The organism is Microbulbifer yueqingensis (assembly GCF_900100355.1).
Classification (GTDB): Bacteria; Pseudomonadota; Gammaproteobacteria; order Pseudomonadales; family Cellvibrionaceae; genus Microbulbifer; species Microbulbifer yueqingensis.
The window spans coordinates 19,352-35,638 of the sequence record NZ_FNFH01000001.1; the positions used below are offsets into that span (position 1 = coordinate 19,352).

Here is a 16,287-nt window from a genome sequence, read left to right on the forward strand (position 1 = left end):
CTGCAGCGGGACAGACGGCCGTGGAATTCTGCGTTAGCATGTGGACCACAAGATCCATAACAGATTCAGGCCGGAGGTGTTCGTGTCCCGATTGTCCCTTGCTTCCATCTTCCTCTCCTCGCTGGCAGTCGCTGCCCCTTCCCTTGCGCAGCCCGCCACTGATTCGGAGTTGCTGGAGGAGATCCGCCAGGATGTATCTGCCGACCGTATAGAAAAGGACATCCGTACCCTGGTGGGCTTCGGCACCCGCCACACCCTGTCGGAGACAGAATCCGAAACCCGGGGCATCGGCGCCGCCCGGCGCTGGGTACACGACGAGTTCCAGCGCATCAGCGATGCATGCGGCGGCTGCCTGGAGGTGTATTACCAGTCCGACTTTATCGAGGGTGAGAAGCGGATCCCCGAGCGCACGGAAGTGGTCAACGTGATCGCCGTCCAGCGCGGCACCGTGGATCCGGGCCGCTATGTGATCATGTCCGGCGATATCGATTCGCGGGTTTCCGACGTGATGGACTACAAGTCGGACGCACCCGGGGCAAACGACAATGCCTCTGGCCTCGCCGGCGCCCTAGAGGCCGCGCGCGTACTGAGCAAGCACAAGTTTCCCGGCTCCATCGTCTATGCGGGCCTCTCCGGGGAGGAACAGGGCCTGTTCGGCGGCCGGATTATGGCAGCGAAAGCGAAGAAGGATGGCTGGCGCATTACCGGTGTGCTGAACAATGACATGATCGGCAATATCGAGGGCATCAACGGCGTCATCAACAACACCACTGCGCGGGTCTTCATGGAGGGAACCCGCATGAACGAGAGCGCCGATGAGGCACGCGCACGCCGTTTCCGCGGCGGCGAAGTGGATTCGCCCTCCCGTAACCTCGGTCGCTACGTCCACCGGATTGCCGACGAATATATTCCCAACCTGGACGTGATGATGATCTACCGCCTGGACCGGTTTGGCCGCGGCGGCCACCACCGCCCGTTCAACGACCTGGGCTATCCCGGCGTCCGCATCATGGAAACCAACGAGAACTATAACCGCCAGCACCAGGACCTGCGCACCGAAAACGGTATCCGCTATGGGGACGTCATCGAGGGGGTGAATTTCGATTATGCCGCCAAGCTGACCAGCCTCAACGCGCTCACCATGGCCGCCCTGTCAAAGGCACCCGCCCCGCCCGCCAGGGTCACCATCGAAGGTGCAGTGTCTCCCGACACCACCCTGAAATGGCAGCGGGGCAGCGCCGGGGATGACAAGGTCCTGGCCGGCTACAAGGTTTACTGGCGCCTGACCTCTGAGTCCACCTGGACCCACAGCCGCTATGTGGGGAATGTCGACGAGTACACATTGGAAGACATCGTGATCGACAACTATTTCTTCGGTGTCGCCGCGGTGAGCAAGGACGGCTTCGAGAGTCCGGTGGTCTACCCGGGCCCCGCTGGCGCCTTCTACCTGGAGGAGTCCGGCCAGGACTGACCCTCACCTCCCTGCCGGCCCCAAGCCGGCAGGGGGAGACTTCCCTACCCTACTTCAGCTCCCTTTCTGCGCTCCCTTTCTGCGCCCCCTTTCTGTAAGACGCCCTCCCTCGGAAAACCGCAGCGTTGACAGGCAGCTATCATTGCAGGGGTTGCGACGTGGCCCCGATCTGACCGGGCACGCCGCGAATTTCACCAACAAACGATTATCCGCAACGACCGGGGAAGGGAGAATTTCGCATGGTTCAACACAGGCTTGCCGCATTAGCGCGGAAACTGTTACCAGCGATCGCATGCACAGTTCTCGCACTGGCCGCAACCGGGCTTGCCGGTTGCGGGGAAAGGGATGACGGCAGCGCGGCGGGTCGCGAAGAGGGACGGCGGGCCGGCAAACCGGCACCTGATGGCAAAGCCAGTGACAGGGCGGTGCTCTCTGACGAGGAGCTCAGGGAGCTGGTCACGCGCTCCTACCAGTACGTAGCTATGTACAACGTGAACAACAAGTTCGCGGAGAGCCACGGCGGCTGGAATAACTGCTCTGCAGATACCGGGCTGAAAGATCACACCATGCGTGATATAGCGCGGCCGAATAACGACACCCTGTACATCAGCTGCATGCTGGACCTGCGCAGTGACCCGGTCATTCTCGAAGTGCCGGCCTTCGACAGCGACTACGCCTCGCTGATGATCACCGGCTACGATCATTACGTGAATATCCCCCTCACAACCAGGGCGGGGAACTTCGCCAGGCCACAGAGGATACTGGTCTACAGCGCACGATCAGACGGCTACGATGGCACCCCGGTGGAGGGTGTGGACCACATATTCGAGGCCACCGGCGACTTCGTATCCGCCATCTTCCGGGTGATGCCCCACAGTAGCGAACCGCAGCGATTCAGGAACATTACCGAACAGATGCAGGCTGTCCGCCCCATAACGCTCAGCGAATACCGCGGCGACGCGCCAAAGCCCGTGCAACCAGTCGACTTCCCGGCGACAGGCAAGACCGATGTGGCCGTGTTTGGTAACAACCTGCTTGAGGTGATGCAGTTCGTCTTCAACCACACCACTTTTGACCCGCAAAATCCCCTCGACCAGAAGCTTCTCTCAATTTACCGGTCACTCGGTGTGGAACCCGGCAGGGACTATGATCCGAAAAGGGTAAAAAAACTCGATGGGGAGCGCACGCGTGAAATGGCCAGGCGCGTGCAGCAAGAGTGGCTGAAAAAGATGAACAATGCCGAGCTGATGCAGCGACTGCAGCCGAAGATGTTCCAGCCAAAGGGCAAAACCGACCTGGAAACCCTGGTGGCGGTGTCGATCTATGGCCCCATAGGCGTGCCGCGCGAGGAGGCTGTCTATCCCACAATCGATACCGCAGATGGCGAGCCGATGAATGCCATGCACGACTATGTTGTCCGCATGGATAAAGATTCGCTGCCGCCCGCCGGCGCCTTCTGGTCTGTGACCCTCTACGATCTCGAAAGCGGCTTCTTCATTCCCAATGAGGGCAAGAAATACAGCGTGGGCAAGAACGCAGGCATGAAACTGAATGAGCAGGGCGGCATCGATATTTACATTGCGGCCAAGAAGCCCGAGGGGGTGCCAAAGGAGAACTGGTTGCCGATCGAGCGCGAGGCAGTGGACCTCAACCTCGTGATGCGAATCTACGATCCCGACCTGGAAAAACTCGAGCAGTGGTCGCCCCCGGTGGCGGAAAAACTGCCCGCAGAGTGAGACTGCGGGCAGCCCGACCGGGCTAGTACTCGGGGACAGTTTCCCGTGGCGCCTCGGCTGTTTCCCCTGTGCCGCTGCTCCCCGTCTCGATCTCGCTCGCGTCTACGCGGTGGAACACCGCGTAGAGCACCGGCACCGCGATCAGGGTGAGCACCGTGGCAAAGCCGAGCCCACCCATGATGGTCACCGCCATGTCTGCAAAGAAAGCATCGAACAACAGCGGAGACATGCCGAGGATAGTGGTGACCGCGGCAAGGAATACCGGCCGCAGGCGGCTGACACTGGCCTGCTGGATCGCAGTCAACCGCGGCAGGCCGGCATGGGTCTGCACCTGGATTTCGTCCACCAGCACCACCGCGTTCTTGATCAGCATACCCGACAGGCTCAGCACCCCCAGCAGCGACATGAAGCCGAAGGGCAGGCCCGATAGCAGCAGGCCGACCACCACGCCGACCAGGGACATGGGCACCACCAGCCAGATAATCAGCGGCTCGCGCACGGTGCCGAACAGCAGTATCGAAATCAGGATCATCACCAGGAAACCGATCGGCAGGCCCTTGCCCAGCGATTTCTGCGCGTCGGCTGAGCGCTCGTACTCGCCGCCGAACTCAAGCCGGTAACCGGGCGCCAGCTGCAACTCCTCCGCCTGTGCGCGGATGCGGCCAAAGGCCGCCATCGCGGTAAGCCCCTCGGGTGCATCACCGCTGATGGTGATGGTAGGGACACGGTTGCGGCGCTGGATCAGGCCCTCTTCCGCGGTGGTGTGAAACTCCTCTACCAGCTGTCCGGCGGGAATATATCCGCGCTCGTTGGGACTCCATACCAGCCGGTCCGGCAGTGAGCCCACCTCATTGCGGTCGCCCTGGGGCAACCGCGCAACAATGGGGATGATGCGGTCGCCGCTCTCGAAGTCTCCGACACGGTAACCGGCGGTAGCAAACTGGAGCGTACGGCTGATATCCGCGTTGCTCACCCCGGCAACCCGCGCACGCTCATCATCCAGCTGAGCACGAATCGTGGGTTCGCGATCCCGCCAGTCGTGGCGCACGTCCTCGAGTCCCTTGCTGCGGAACAACTGCTCCATCTCCGCAGCATACGCGCGCAGCGTATTGAAGTCGGAACCGGAGATGCGCACTTCCACATCGGCGCCGCCACCTGGGCCGAACACGATGCGCTTGAAAGTGACCAGCGCCTCGGGGTGTGCGCTGCGCAGCGATTCCTTCGCCCGCTCGATCAGCCCGGGAATCTGCTCGCGACTGGCAGTGCGTACGATCAGCTGCCCGTAGGAAGGGTTGGGCGGCTCCGGCGCGTAGGTAAGCATGAACCGGTCCGCACCCCGCCCGGCCACCGCCGTGACTGACACTACCTCTTCCTGTGCCGCCAGGTATTCGGTTGCTTCCCGCAGGGCGCGATCGGTGCGCTCGATATCGCTGCCCTGGGGCAGGTAGTAGTTCACGTAAAACAGCGGTGCATTCGAGTTGGGGAAGAAGCCCTGCTTCACAAAACCGAAGGCACCGTAGCTCACCACGGTTACCGCCAGCAGGATGGCGATGGTGCGGCCGCGCCGGCGCAGGGCACCGGACAGCGCCCCGGCGTAAATGCGGTAGAAGCGACCCTGGTAGGGATCCCCGGATTCGCCCAGCTTGCCCGGCTTGAACAGGTGGTAGCCGAGGTAAGGGGTAATCGTGATCGCCAGCACCCAGCTCAGCAGCAGGGAGATGCCAATCACCGCAAACAGGGAAAACAGGAACTCGCCGGTGGCGTCGTCGGACAGTCCGATCCCGGAAAACGCCATGATGCCGATGATGGTGGCACCCAGCAGCGGCCAGAAGGTCTGGCGCACAACGCGGGCGGCGGCAACCTGCGGAGACTCTTTCTTTTGTACCCCCATCAGCATGCCTTCGGCCACCACGATGGCATTGTCCACCAGCATCCCCATGGCGATGATCAACGCACCCAGCGAGATGCGCTGCAGGTTGAGGCCCAGCAGGTTCATGATCAGCACGGTACCCAGTACCGTCAGGCCGAGCACTGCACCGACCACCACGCCGGAGCGCCAGCCCATGAAGGCGCAAAGCACGAGGATCACGATGGCCACCGACGACACCAGGTTAAACAGGAAGCCATTCACGCTGTCTTCCACCACGCGGTGTTGCTCATAAACGGGATGGATCTCGATCCCCAGCGGCAGCCCCTGCTCAAGCCCGGCCAGCTTGGCCTCCACCGCCGCGCCGACGTCAACGATATTGGTGTGCTGCCCGCCGGCCACGCCGAGCAGGATGGCCGGTGCGCCGTTGTAGCGGGCAATGAAGCCCGGGTTCTGGTCGTAGCCAATGGACACATCGGCAATATCCCGCACCGCCAGCATCGCGGTGGAACCGGGCACGCCCACCAGGATATTGCGGATGCTCTCCAGGTCGTTGGCCTGGTTGTCCACCACGATCCGGGTGCGCAGGTCCTTGCCCTCGATCTCGCCTACCTGCGGCACCGCGCTCTCTGCCTGCAGCACGCGGGAAAGGTCGTCGAGGGAAAAGCCCAGCCGGGCGAGGCGCGACTCGTCGATATCCAGGTAGGCCACCTCGTCGATCACACCGGAGCGCGACACCTTGGCCACGCCCTCCACCGTCAGCAGCTCGCGGCGAATGGCCTTGGTGATATCACGCAATTCACTGAGGGAGAAACCCTCGCCGGTAACCGCGTAATAGATCCCGAACACTTCCCCGAAATCATCGTTGATTACCGGCGGCATGGCCCCGCGCGGGAGCTGCGCGTGGGCGTCATTTACCTTGCGGCGCAGCTCATCCCAGATCTGCGGCAGCTGGTCCGAATCGTAATTGTCCTTGATGCGCACGCGGATTTCCGACATGCCCGCGCGGGAAGACGAGGTCAGCCTGTCCAGCTGCCCCATCTGCTGGATAGCCACTTCCAGCTTTTCGGTGACCTCCTCCTCTACCTGGCGCGCACTGGCCCCGGGATAGGCGGTGAACACCCGCGCTTCCTTGATCGTGAAAGCAGGGTCCTCGAGGCGTCCGATATCGGCGATCCCCCACAGGCCACCCACCAGGCACACCAGCATCAACAGCCAGCTGTAGACCGGCTGCCGGATAAAAACTTCGGATATCTTCACTGTGAATCTCCCCTGCCCGCCGGCTTACTGTTCCGTCCCGGCAGCTGCCGGGGTTCCAGGGGCCGCCGCTGGTGCTGGCGCACCCGCGGCCGTGTAATCGCGTACCACTGCGCCCTCATAGAGGTGCTGGCCACCGGCGGCTACCAGCTGCACGCCCGGTTGCAGGCCCTCAGTCACCCGGACCAGCTCGCCGTCGGTGCGCCCGAGGGCCACTTCCACCCGCGACACCCTGCGGTCGTCGCCAATCTGCCATACATAGGGCGTGCCGTCGGCATTGGTCTGCACCGCCGACAGGGGCACCCGCAGCTCGCCGTCCGCCCGGGCGAGCCGCAGCCTCACCCGTGCGGTCATGCCCGGCAGTATCTGCACATTGTCCGGGCGCGGCATGCCCAGCTCGACCACATAGGTCTGGGTCACGCTATCGGCCTCCGCCTGGTGCTCGCGGTATTCCAGCGGGAATTCCTGTCCCGGCAGGAACTCAAAGCTTGCGGTAATGGAGTCGACACGGTTGGCATCAATGGTGGCCAGCAGCTTCTCCGGCACCGATACCTGCACGCGCACTTCGGATACATCCTGCAGGCGCACTATGCCCTGCCCCGGTTGCACATTGGTGAAGTTCTCCACCAGCTGGCGCGTCACCAGCGCGTCGAACGGCACCCTCAGGCGGGTGTACGCCAGTTCCTGCTCGGCATTCTCCAGCGCCACCTGCGCCAGGTCATAATTGCTTTCCGTCTCGTCGAGCTGCTGCGCCGAGATCATATTGCGCGCCTTCAGCGCCCGCTGGCGCTCCAGCGTCTTCTCCAGCAACTCCAGGTTCACCCGCGCCTGCTTTACCCGCCGCCGGAAATCCCGGTCATCGAGCGTCGCAATCAGCTGTCCCCGGGGGATGACCTCGCCCTCCTTGAATTTCACGCCCTGCAGCTTGCCACCCACCTGGAACGACAGGTCCACGGTCTGCACCGCCTTCACCCGACCGGCGAACTGGCGGGCCGCAACCTCACCGCTACTGGACACGGGGGCCACTTTTACCGGCCAGACGCGCTCGTCCTGTTGCTGCGCGGACTCGGGATCACTGCAGGCAACGAGGCCGGCGGTGGCCAGCAGCACTGCGAACAGCACACGGCGGGAATTACTCAAGAAATCCATATTCTGGTTCCACAAATACATAAAAGGGTGAGTCGATGGGGATGCGGTCAGTCGATGTCAGCGGCCATTGCCAGCAATCGCTCGCGCAGGCGCTCAAACTGCGGGTCGCCCGGCTCCATAAGCCCGAATACACGGGCGAAAAACATACCCCGCGAGGCAAACAACAGCAGCTGTGCCAGCTCCGGGTCCTTTACTGAAGCGCAGATCTCGCGGCGGACCCGCTCTTCCTTTTCACGGATGGGTTCGAGCAGCGCGGGGTCTTCCGCCACGGCGGCGATCAATGAACGCGGCAGGCTCTCGTCGTCCTGCATCAGGGAAAACATGGAGTGGATTCGTGCGGCCAACGCGGTCCCCGGGCCGTCCCCGGCGCGCGCCAGGTAATCGGCGGCGCAGCCACCCTCGCGCGCCACGGCCGATTCCAGCATCGCCTGCAACAGGGCCTGCTTGGTGCGGAAGTGGTGCAGCAGCCCGCCCTTGCTCAGGCCACACTGGGCCGCCACCGCATCCAGGGTCAGCTTGCGCGCCCCCTTCTCCCGGACCACCTCTTCGGCGGCCCGGATAATCTCGTCTTTGCCGACTTTAGACATGTGACCTCCCAGACAGCTTCGGTCAAAACCGACCGACTGGACGGTATGGTAGCAGCGCAGGGCGTCCGGTCAAGCCCCGGACCGCATCCTGGCGCCCGGCCCTTCCCCCGCACCGCACTTAAGCAGCTGCGTCACACCTGCCACCACGGCAGATCCCACGCCAGGCACAGTGATATGATCCCTACAAACCGACCGACAGCGCAGGAGCAACTCTGACGTGGACAGCAAAACTCGCCGCGAACTCGAGCGGGCTGCAGAACTCATCGAGCGCGCCGATGGCCTGCTGATCGCAGCCGGGGCCGGCATGGGGGTCGACTCGGGCCTGCCCGATTTCCGTGGCAACGAGGGCTTCTGGAAGGCCTACCCTGCCCTGCGCCAGTCGGGAGAGTCCTTCGCTGACATCGCCTCGCCGGTCACCTTCACAGCCCACCCGGAGCGCGCCTGGGGTTTTTACGGCCACCGCCTGAACCTCTACCGGTCGACCCGCCCGCACGATGGTTTCCGACTGCTGCGGCAAATGGGCGAAGCGCGCGAGCGCGGCTACTTCGTATTCACCAGCAATGTGGACGGGCAGTTTGAAAAGGCCGGCTTCGATCCCGAACGGCTCAACCAGTGTCACGGCTCGATACACCACCTGCAGTGCCTCGACGATTGCAGCGGCGAGATCTGGCCGGCGGATGGCGAGACACCGGTAGTCGACACCGAGCGCTGCCTGGCCCTGGGCGAGCTGCCAACATGCCCGCGCTGCGGCGAGGTGGCCCGGCCGAATATCCTGATGTTCTCGGACTGGGGCTGGAACATGGCACGCCAGGAGGCGCAGCAGGAGAAGTACCAGCGCTGGCTGGCCGCGGTAAAGAACCTGGTGGTGATAGAGTGTGGGGCCGGTACCGCCATACCCACGGTGCGCTGGGAATCCGAGGCCGTCGGTGGGCAGCTGGTGAGGATCAACCCGAACGAGCCCGAGTCCGACCTGGAGGACGCCATCGGCATCCGGCTCGGGGCACGGGAGGCCATCTCTGCGATCGCGGCCAGGCTGGAAGTCAGCTGACATCGCTCGCCTATCGGGATTGCGTGGCAATGCTGGCCGCCGCACAATAGCGCTCACTAGTAAATTCGATAAACAATCCCGATGCAACAGAACAGCTGTCCCTGCGGCTCCGGCAAGCCTTTCGCACAGTGCTGCGACCTCTACCTTTCCGGCAAGGCATATCCCAATACCGCGGAAGCCCTGATGCGCAGCCGCTTCTCTGCGTTTGTCACGGGCAACCTCCCCTACCTGCGCAAAACCTGGCACCCGGACACCTGCCCGGAGGTGAAGCAGGATGACCTCAATACCCGTTGGACCAGGCTGGAAGTGCTGCGTAGCAAGCAGGGACTGAAGAAATCCGTGGTGGAATTCAAGGCATTTTTCGAGGATGAAGAAGGCGAGCGGGCGATGCAGGAAATATCGCTGTTCAAGCTCCACAAGAAACGCTGGGTCTATGTGGGACCGCTGGAGACATGGCCCTGAATAATCCCGAAGTCATCTACGAGGATGCCCATCTCGTCGCCGCCTACAAACCGGAGGGTTGGCTGGTGCATCGATCGGATATCGACCGGCACGAAACCCGGTTCCTGCTTCAATACCTGCGCGACCAGGTGGGCTGCCACCTGTACCCAATCCACCGGCTCGACAAGCCGACATCGGGGGTCATCCTGTTTGCCAAGAGCGGCGAGGGGGCCGCACGGGCGCAGGCGGAACTGGCTTCGGAGAATTCGGTAAAGGCGTATATCGCGGTGTGCCGCGGTTGGTGCCCGGAGGAGGGAGTGATCGACTACCCGCTGGCGCCGGTCAGCGATTTCAAGCACCAGCGCAAGCGCCCCAAAGCCGACCTGCCCCGCCAGTCGGCGGTGACGCGCTTCCGGCGCCTGCACACTATCGAGCTGCCCTACGCGGTGGACCGCTATCCAACCAGTCGCTACTCGCTGGTTGAGATCGAACTGGAAACCGGTCGCCGCCACCAGATCCGCCGCCACTTCAAGCACATTCACCACCCGCTGGTGGGCTGTCCCAAGTACGGCAAGTCGGTACACAACCACTTCTTCGCCGAGCAGTTTGGCTGCGCCAGGTTGTTACTACATGCCCACCGACTGGAGCTGGATCACCCGGTTACCGGTGAGCGCCTGTTTATCTCCGCCCCGCCGCGGGGCTGTTTTGCCTCGCTGCTGAAGACATTTGGCTGGACGACGCCGGACTGACCAGCGGGAAAATAGTACTCTTGAACCATTGCAGATTCCCGCAATTCCGGAAAGCTTTCGCTGGCGGTCCCGCGATGGCTGACCGCCCCTCCCTCGTATAATTTGTGGCACCTGTCTCTTAATTTACTTTTCCCGACGCCTGGATCTACCTAACGACATTACAGAAGCTTACAACGGCTTACTTCCTTCGCCCCGCGCTTATAAACTCCTGCGCAGCAGCGCCACCCCTCAGCAGAATTAATTTTAATAGTGATCATTCTGCCCCAGTTTCTGTAGTCATCTGGCAACCGGGCGGGTATCAGCGCCGGTATCCCGACAGGCACTGCTTCGCAGCACATATACGAAAATTTTCTTTCATCCAGGAAGGATTGAAAGTCCCTGTGCTATCAACCTGATTTGATTCAGTAAATACTGGAGTAGACCTTATGGAACAGGGTTTGACTCACAGCGGACCCCTCTGCGGTTCATTCCATCACGCTACGCTGGTAGGTATGGGCCTGGTCGGCACTTCCGGCGCCGTGAACACCTTGCGGCAGGAAATCATCCATTACGCCAGTGCCAGGGCACCAATATTACTCGAGGGAGAAACTGGTACAGGCAAGGAGGTAGTAGCCAGGGCCCTGCACTACCTGAGCAATAATAACGACCAGCCATTCCTCCCGATAAATTGCGGCGGGCTGGTGGACTCCCTGTTCGAGAAGGAGTTTTTCGGCAGCGAGAAAGGCGCGTTCACCGATGCCAGGAGCCGCCATCCGGGCTATGTGGAACAAGCCGGCCGCGGCACTCTCTTTCTGGATGAGGTCAACAGCCTGGGCCAGAAAGCACAGTCGTCCCTCCTTCGCTTCCTGCAGGACCAGCAGTACCGTGCCGTTGGGGGACGGGAAACACGGACGGCGAAGGTGCGCCTCCTGGCCGCCAGCAATCAATCCCTTGAGGCCCTGAGCGAGGACGGGTGCTTTCGGGGCGATCTTATGTACCGACTGAACGTACTCAAGATCACCCTCCCCACCCTGCGCGAGCGCAGTGAAGACATACCCATCCTCCTCGAGCGCCACCTGCAGCAACTCAACGAGCTCTACGGCCGGCACAAGGAGCTCTCCCCAACGGCCATTGAGTGGAGCCGCGACCAGCTCTGGCCGGGAAACATCCGCCAGCTGAATAGCTGGCTGCACCGGCGATACCTGAAGACGACTGGCAGCGTGATCTTTCCGAACGCAACGACTCAGGCGCCGGAAAAGCCTATTAACGGGCCGGTGGCGATGACCGAGTTCCAGGTTGCCAAGCAGCAGGCGGTGCACAACTTCGAAAGAAGCTACCTCAGCAAGGTACTGAAGATCTGCCGCGGCAATATCAGCCGCGCCGCCCGCATGGCTGGCAAGGAACGCCGCTGCTTTGGCAGGCTGCTGAAAAAACACGGCCTGCAGCCAGCCCATTACAAATGCTAGTGGAAGTAGCCGGTCACCAGGTTTCGCGCCTCCGCCTGTAGCCGGCGCAGCGTGGCCGGGTCGGGGCTGAAGTCGGCGGTGCCGATGGAACCGGAATTCAGCGCCACCACCTGCTGGCGGTAACTGGGGTATTTATTTGCCAGCGCGTCATCCCCCATATACTGGCCGATGACCGCCCCCAGGAAATCGCCCAGGTCCCGGATACTCTGCCGCTGCCCGGCGGTATTGCCGAGAGCCAGCCCCAGGGTTGCAGGCGTACTCCCCTCGTCCGCAGCGAATACCGGCATGGGCAGGTTGTTCCAGAGCCCGCCGTCCACATACAGCCCCTCATAGGCGTTGCTGATCCGGGGCCGGTGCCTGGCTCCGAGCACGATCGCCGCGGCCTGGCGGCGGCTGATCCGCACCGGCTTGAAAAGCCCGGGCAGGCCCATTGAGATCCTCACCGCGTCTGCCACCGGCATCTGGGGCGTGTAGTCGGCCGAGAACATCATGGTACGCCCGGTCTCCAGGTTGCTGCCGGTGAGCACCAGTTTCACCCCGAAGCGGCGCTGGTGGTCAGCGAAGTTCATGTTGGCGGTGCCACCGCGCTGCCGGATCAGCTGGTCGAAGAAGGCGCGCGCCGCACAGCCACTGAAGAGCCCCAGGTCCTCCCAGAGATTTTGCGCGTAGTAGATCATGGCCGGCGAGAGCAGCTTATCGCGCAGTCCGTCTCCATGCTGAATACCACGCACTGCACGGCTGTGCAGACCAGAGCGCAGCTGGCCGACCAGTTGCCGCGATATGCTAGATGGATTCAAGCGACCCTCGAGGACGTCGGGAATAATGGCTTCCAGGCCCTCGCGCAGGATCGACTGGAGCGGGTTGAACAGGTAGTCGTTCAGCACTGAACTCGAGCTGCCATTGACACAGTTGCGCCCCAGCGCCGGCACATTGCGCGGAGAGGCGGGCAAGTCAAAAAATTCCTCGAAGTCCTTGTACCTCGGATCGGATATCCGCTCAAGCTCGGCAGAGGTCATGCCCAGGGACATGGCCAGCGCGGTAATCGCGCCCGCGGAAGCCCCGGCAACGCCGCGAATATTGCGCAGGCGCCCGTTCTCGATATGGTAAATGGGGTGGCCCGAGCTGGTGCGGATTGACTCCAGCGCGCGCACCGCACCCAGGTAGACCAGCCCCTTGCCGCCGCCACCTTCCAGCACCAGGTATTTTACTTCCTCGGCCCGCAACTTGCGGTTGGCCCCGGCCTCGGCCCACTGGCCGGAATCCGGCCAGAACTCTGCGGTGTCGACGTGCTCCAGCAGCGCCTGCCCTGGTTCTGCCGCATCTTCATGGGAGGGCGGGAGAGCTGCGGGAAGCTGCTCCTGCCAGGGTGCATCCAGGTCTTCTCCAGCCGGGGAGGCAGTGCTCAACCTCGAAAAGCTCCCCCACTGGTCGAATATCAACACAGGGAAGCGCCGTGTCACCCGTCTTCCGGTAGCCATTCCATCGCCATTGACTCCCGTGAACTGCACCAGGTCGACTCTCCGGCGCTGGAATACCGGATAGACATAGAGGGTGCGACGCTGGCCCGCGGGTGCCGGGTCCACACTCATCGTAACCTGCTTGGTGGTATTCAGGGCCTCGGTAAAAGTGTCGCTGCGCTGTAGGCTCATCGCCACTTCGCGAGTGAAGGATCGCGATATTGTCCTGGAGGTACTGGTGGAATAACTACTCTCGGAAGACACACCGAGCTCCACGATATCATCAACACCAAAACTGAGTGAGCCCCCGCTGGTCTGTTCCGTGCCTGCGGCGACGGTATCGCTGCGCTCATTCGCCTCAGCGGCGCGGTAACTGTATTCGATACCGAAACTACTGCTGCGGGAAACCGAGGTGCTGATAGAGCTCTGGACCTGCACCGCACTTCGGTCTGTATCGCTGAAGGTCTTGGTCCACACCGGCAACCAGTATTTTCGGTGATTGCGCGAGTCGGTATACAGGTTTCGCTGCTGCTCCCCGGTCCGGAACATGAATTCCACCGGGTTGACCAGGTAAAAGCTGACCGCATTGCGGTTATAGTAATAACTGCCACTCAGCCCCTCGCGCCAATGGAACTCGACCTCGAGTCGCGCCAGTGGGTACTCGGAATCATAAGCCTGCCGCAGCCGGCTTGCGGCAATCTGGATGCTCTTGGTGACACTGCTCTCGTCGGTAATGGATTCGGTATCCACCACCAGGTAGTCACTGCCTGCCCCCTGCCCCGCGAGCGGTATCGTGTGCCAGATCCGGCCCGCTCGCATGGTGCTGAAACGCAGTTTCAGCTGGGCTTGTTCCATATTGTATACGCGGTTCTTGTTGCGAATGCGCAGGCGGAACGTCACCTGCTGACGCTGGGAGTCGCCGGTAGTTAACACATACACGTGGGGCCGGCCATCGGAACCCGTGACGGTCTGCAGGTTGGTAAAGCTGATTTCTGCCTGCCGGCTGCGGGTCGGACGATCCTCCGCAAGCAGGTGTGACTCGACATGTTCCCCAAATCCTGCGTCCAGGATCTCACCGCCCGGCCCCTCGATAAATTCGCCGATATCGTCTTGCAGGCTCTCCGGCAGAGCGTCGCCTTCCCCTTCCGTATACATATCCGTATCCTCCTGATAAGCAATATTCCTGCCCGCCTCCGAATGCCCCCGATGGACGGCGTTATGTTCCTCTTCCACGTTATATTCCTGCTCCACATAGGCGATCGCCGCCCGGGCATCGAGCAGGCCGGCCCCGTAGCGCAGGTGGGGCAATAACTCCTCTGGCGCTCCGGCAGTTACCACCAGCGCCTCGCGGATTTCATCGATCGTCAGCGGCCGCCTGGCGGCCTGCAGCATCAGTGCCACTGTGCCCGCGGTATGCGGAGCGGCCATCGAGGTCCCGCTTTTCACCGTATAGGCGTCACGATGGCGGAAGCCGAGGGCGTCCACGCTACTGGACCTGGCCGCCCTGATCCGGTCACCCGGAGCAGTCAGGATCGGCACCATGCGCTGGTCACGCGTCGGCCCGGCGCTACTGAAACTGGCAATACGCCGGGGCCCGCCCCTGCCGGGTCGATACGCCGCCGTAGCAAGCGTATTACGCCCGCAACAGATGGTGCCAATAGTCATGTTCGGGTCTGCATCAGCGGGGTAAAAGCGGCTTTGCTCCCGGGCAGAGGTACGCTCTATCCACGCGTGGACCGGGAAACTTGTCCCGCTCGCACTGCGCAGCTGTAAACGCCACTGGCCGGAGGGCGCCGAGGGGTGGATAAATATGTTCACCTGGTTATCGCCGTTATTCGGGTCGCGACGACGGTGGTAGGCAGTGACGTAAAGTTCTGAATCCTTTGTCCGCCCGGCACGGATTATCCGGTTCTCCCCCAATGGCAATGTAAAAATGGCCTCGCCGTCGGGCCTTTCCAGCTTCAGGTCCAGCGCCTGCTCGCCGGCATACCAGATCTCCAGTTCTGCCGGCGAGCGCCGCGCCACCGCCGGAACCTGCCAGCGCAATGCGTGCAGCCTGCCTTCACGTGCGACACCGGAAGCGTGCAGGCGCGCGGAAAAATAGTTACCGGTACTCATGCTGATAGCGCGATTGCGCCGCTCCCGCACTATCGCATCCAATGCCTGCTCAACCGGGGAAGTGCCGTCTTTCGCGTCGCCGGTTCGCCCCAGGCTCATATTGATAACCACGGGTCGGTCGCCGGCATGCTGGAAAATAAAGTGGACCGCTTCCAACACCCGTACGGAATCACCGAGGGAATCCTCTGGCCGGGTGTCATCACTGCGCAGATGAACAAATAAGAGCTCTGCCTCCGGCGCCACCCCGGAGGGAACACCCTCGCGCCACGCACGACCGGCCGCAATCGACAGGACGTGGGTGCCGTGGGTCCCTATTCCCGCCGGATCAATCCGCGCGGGATCGTAGTCGAGGGCACGGTAAGGGTCCCTGCTCATAAGCGCCCGATCGATCTCATCACGGTCGATAAAGCGCCCGTAACCATATGGATGTGGGCTACTTGCGGACTCTGGGCCGCGTTGGTCCCAGATACCCAACAGTCGCGTCTTGCCCTTTTCATCGAGGAAAGCCCGGTGCGCAAAATCCACACCCCAGTCAATCACACCTACGATTACACCCTTGCCGGTGTAGCGATCGTGGCGGGCAAACTGGTGTCCTATGCCGATCTCGCCGGTGCTTTCCTGGAGATCACCACTGAACAGGCTGGTGGCTTTGAGGCTGGCCACGTTGGGATGCTGTCGCACCCTGACAATATCCTTGAGCCTGATACGGCCCGTGTGGATGTTCCCCATACGCGCAATCGTTCTCAGGCCTTCTACCGGGACTACGGCATCGTGCAGGCGCACGACCACAGCAACCTCTGCCTCCGCGGCCTCGCCTGCGATTGCCTCGCCATCGGGGCTGGCGCCGTTGCGAACAAGCAGCTCCTTGAGCCGGGGATCAAATTGTATCTCCCGGAGGGGCCTCGATTGGCTGCCATCTCTATTTCGATCCATGGGGGTTATCCAGCCAGAATGACCAGCGT

The 16,287-nt window shown here is 62.2% G+C and carries 10 protein-coding genes; 6 read left to right on the forward strand and 4 right to left on the reverse strand.

Annotation, left to right across the window (positions count from 1 at the left end; translation table 11 throughout):
• Positions 1–82 precede the first annotated feature (82 nt).
• Together BLT26_RS00085 and BLT26_RS00090 are read left to right on the forward strand one after the other, a co-directional pair.
• Positions 83–1,471 carry a M28 family peptidase gene (locus BLT26_RS00085; protein ID WP_091508601.1) on the forward strand — a complete coding sequence of 463 codons (1,389 nt, stop codon included), beginning with the start codon at positions 83–85 and terminating at the stop codon, positions 1,469–1,471.
• 239 nt (positions 1,472–1,710) lie between these two features.
• Positions 1,711–3,207 carry a DUF1214 domain-containing protein gene (locus tag BLT26_RS00090; RefSeq protein ID WP_217631348.1) on the forward strand — a complete coding sequence of 499 codons (1,497 nt, stop codon included), beginning with the start codon at positions 1,711–1,713 and terminating at the stop codon, positions 3,205–3,207.
• 22 nt (positions 3,208–3,229) lie between these two features.
• Here BLT26_RS00090 and BLT26_RS00095 read toward each other — a convergent pair whose 3' ends face one another.
• Genes BLT26_RS00095 through BLT26_RS00105 form a run of 3 tightly spaced genes read right to left on the reverse strand, consistent with a single transcriptional unit; the run spans position 3,230 to position 8,067 of the window.
• On the reverse strand, positions 3,230–6,334 hold the full coding sequence (locus BLT26_RS00095) for an efflux RND transporter permease subunit (protein ID WP_091506207.1): 3,105 nt from the start codon (positions 6,332–6,334) through the stop codon (positions 3,230–3,232).
• 24 nt (positions 6,335–6,358) lie between these two features.
• A complete protein-coding gene (locus BLT26_RS00100) occupies positions 6,359–7,480 on the reverse strand; it encodes an efflux RND transporter periplasmic adaptor subunit (RefSeq protein ID WP_175452983.1) in 1,122 nt (373 codons plus the stop codon).
• 47 nt (positions 7,481–7,527) lie between these two features.
• The gene (locus tag BLT26_RS00105) at positions 7,528–8,067 is read right to left on the reverse strand and encodes a TetR/AcrR family transcriptional regulator (RefSeq protein WP_091506214.1); all 540 of its coding nucleotides are present in this window, start codon (positions 8,065–8,067) and stop codon (positions 7,528–7,530) included.
• 217 nt (positions 8,068–8,284) lie between these two features.
• Between BLT26_RS00105 and BLT26_RS00110 the strand changes: the two genes are divergently transcribed.
• From BLT26_RS00110 to BLT26_RS00125, 4 genes are all read left to right on the forward strand, one after another.
• Complete coding sequence (locus BLT26_RS00110) at positions 8,285–9,115, forward strand: SIR2 family NAD-dependent protein deacylase (protein ID WP_217631349.1); 831 nt, start codon at positions 8,285–8,287, stop codon at positions 9,113–9,115.
• Positions 9,116–9,196: 81 nt separating this feature from the next.
• Entirely contained in the window at positions 9,197–9,577 is a 381-nt protein-coding gene (locus tag BLT26_RS00115; protein ID WP_091506218.1) for a YchJ family protein, read from the forward strand.
• On the forward strand, positions 9,568–10,305 hold the full coding sequence (locus tag BLT26_RS00120) for a pseudouridine synthase (RefSeq protein ID WP_091506222.1): 738 nt from the start codon (positions 9,568–9,570) through the stop codon (positions 10,303–10,305). The genes BLT26_RS00115 and BLT26_RS00120 overlap by 10 nt, the downstream gene beginning before the upstream one ends.
• Before the next feature lie 425 nt (positions 10,306–10,730).
• Entirely contained in the window at positions 10,731–11,750 is a 1,020-nt protein-coding gene (locus tag BLT26_RS00125) for a sigma-54-dependent transcriptional regulator (protein WP_091506226.1), read from the forward strand.
• Here the strand turns inward: BLT26_RS00125 and BLT26_RS00130 are convergent.
• Positions 11,747–16,258 carry a S8 family serine peptidase gene (locus BLT26_RS00130; RefSeq protein ID WP_091506230.1) on the reverse strand — a complete coding sequence of 1,504 codons (4,512 nt, stop codon included), beginning with the start codon at positions 16,256–16,258 and terminating at the stop codon, positions 11,747–11,749. The genes BLT26_RS00125 and BLT26_RS00130 overlap by 4 nt on opposite strands.
• Positions 16,259–16,287: the final 29 nt, after the last annotated feature.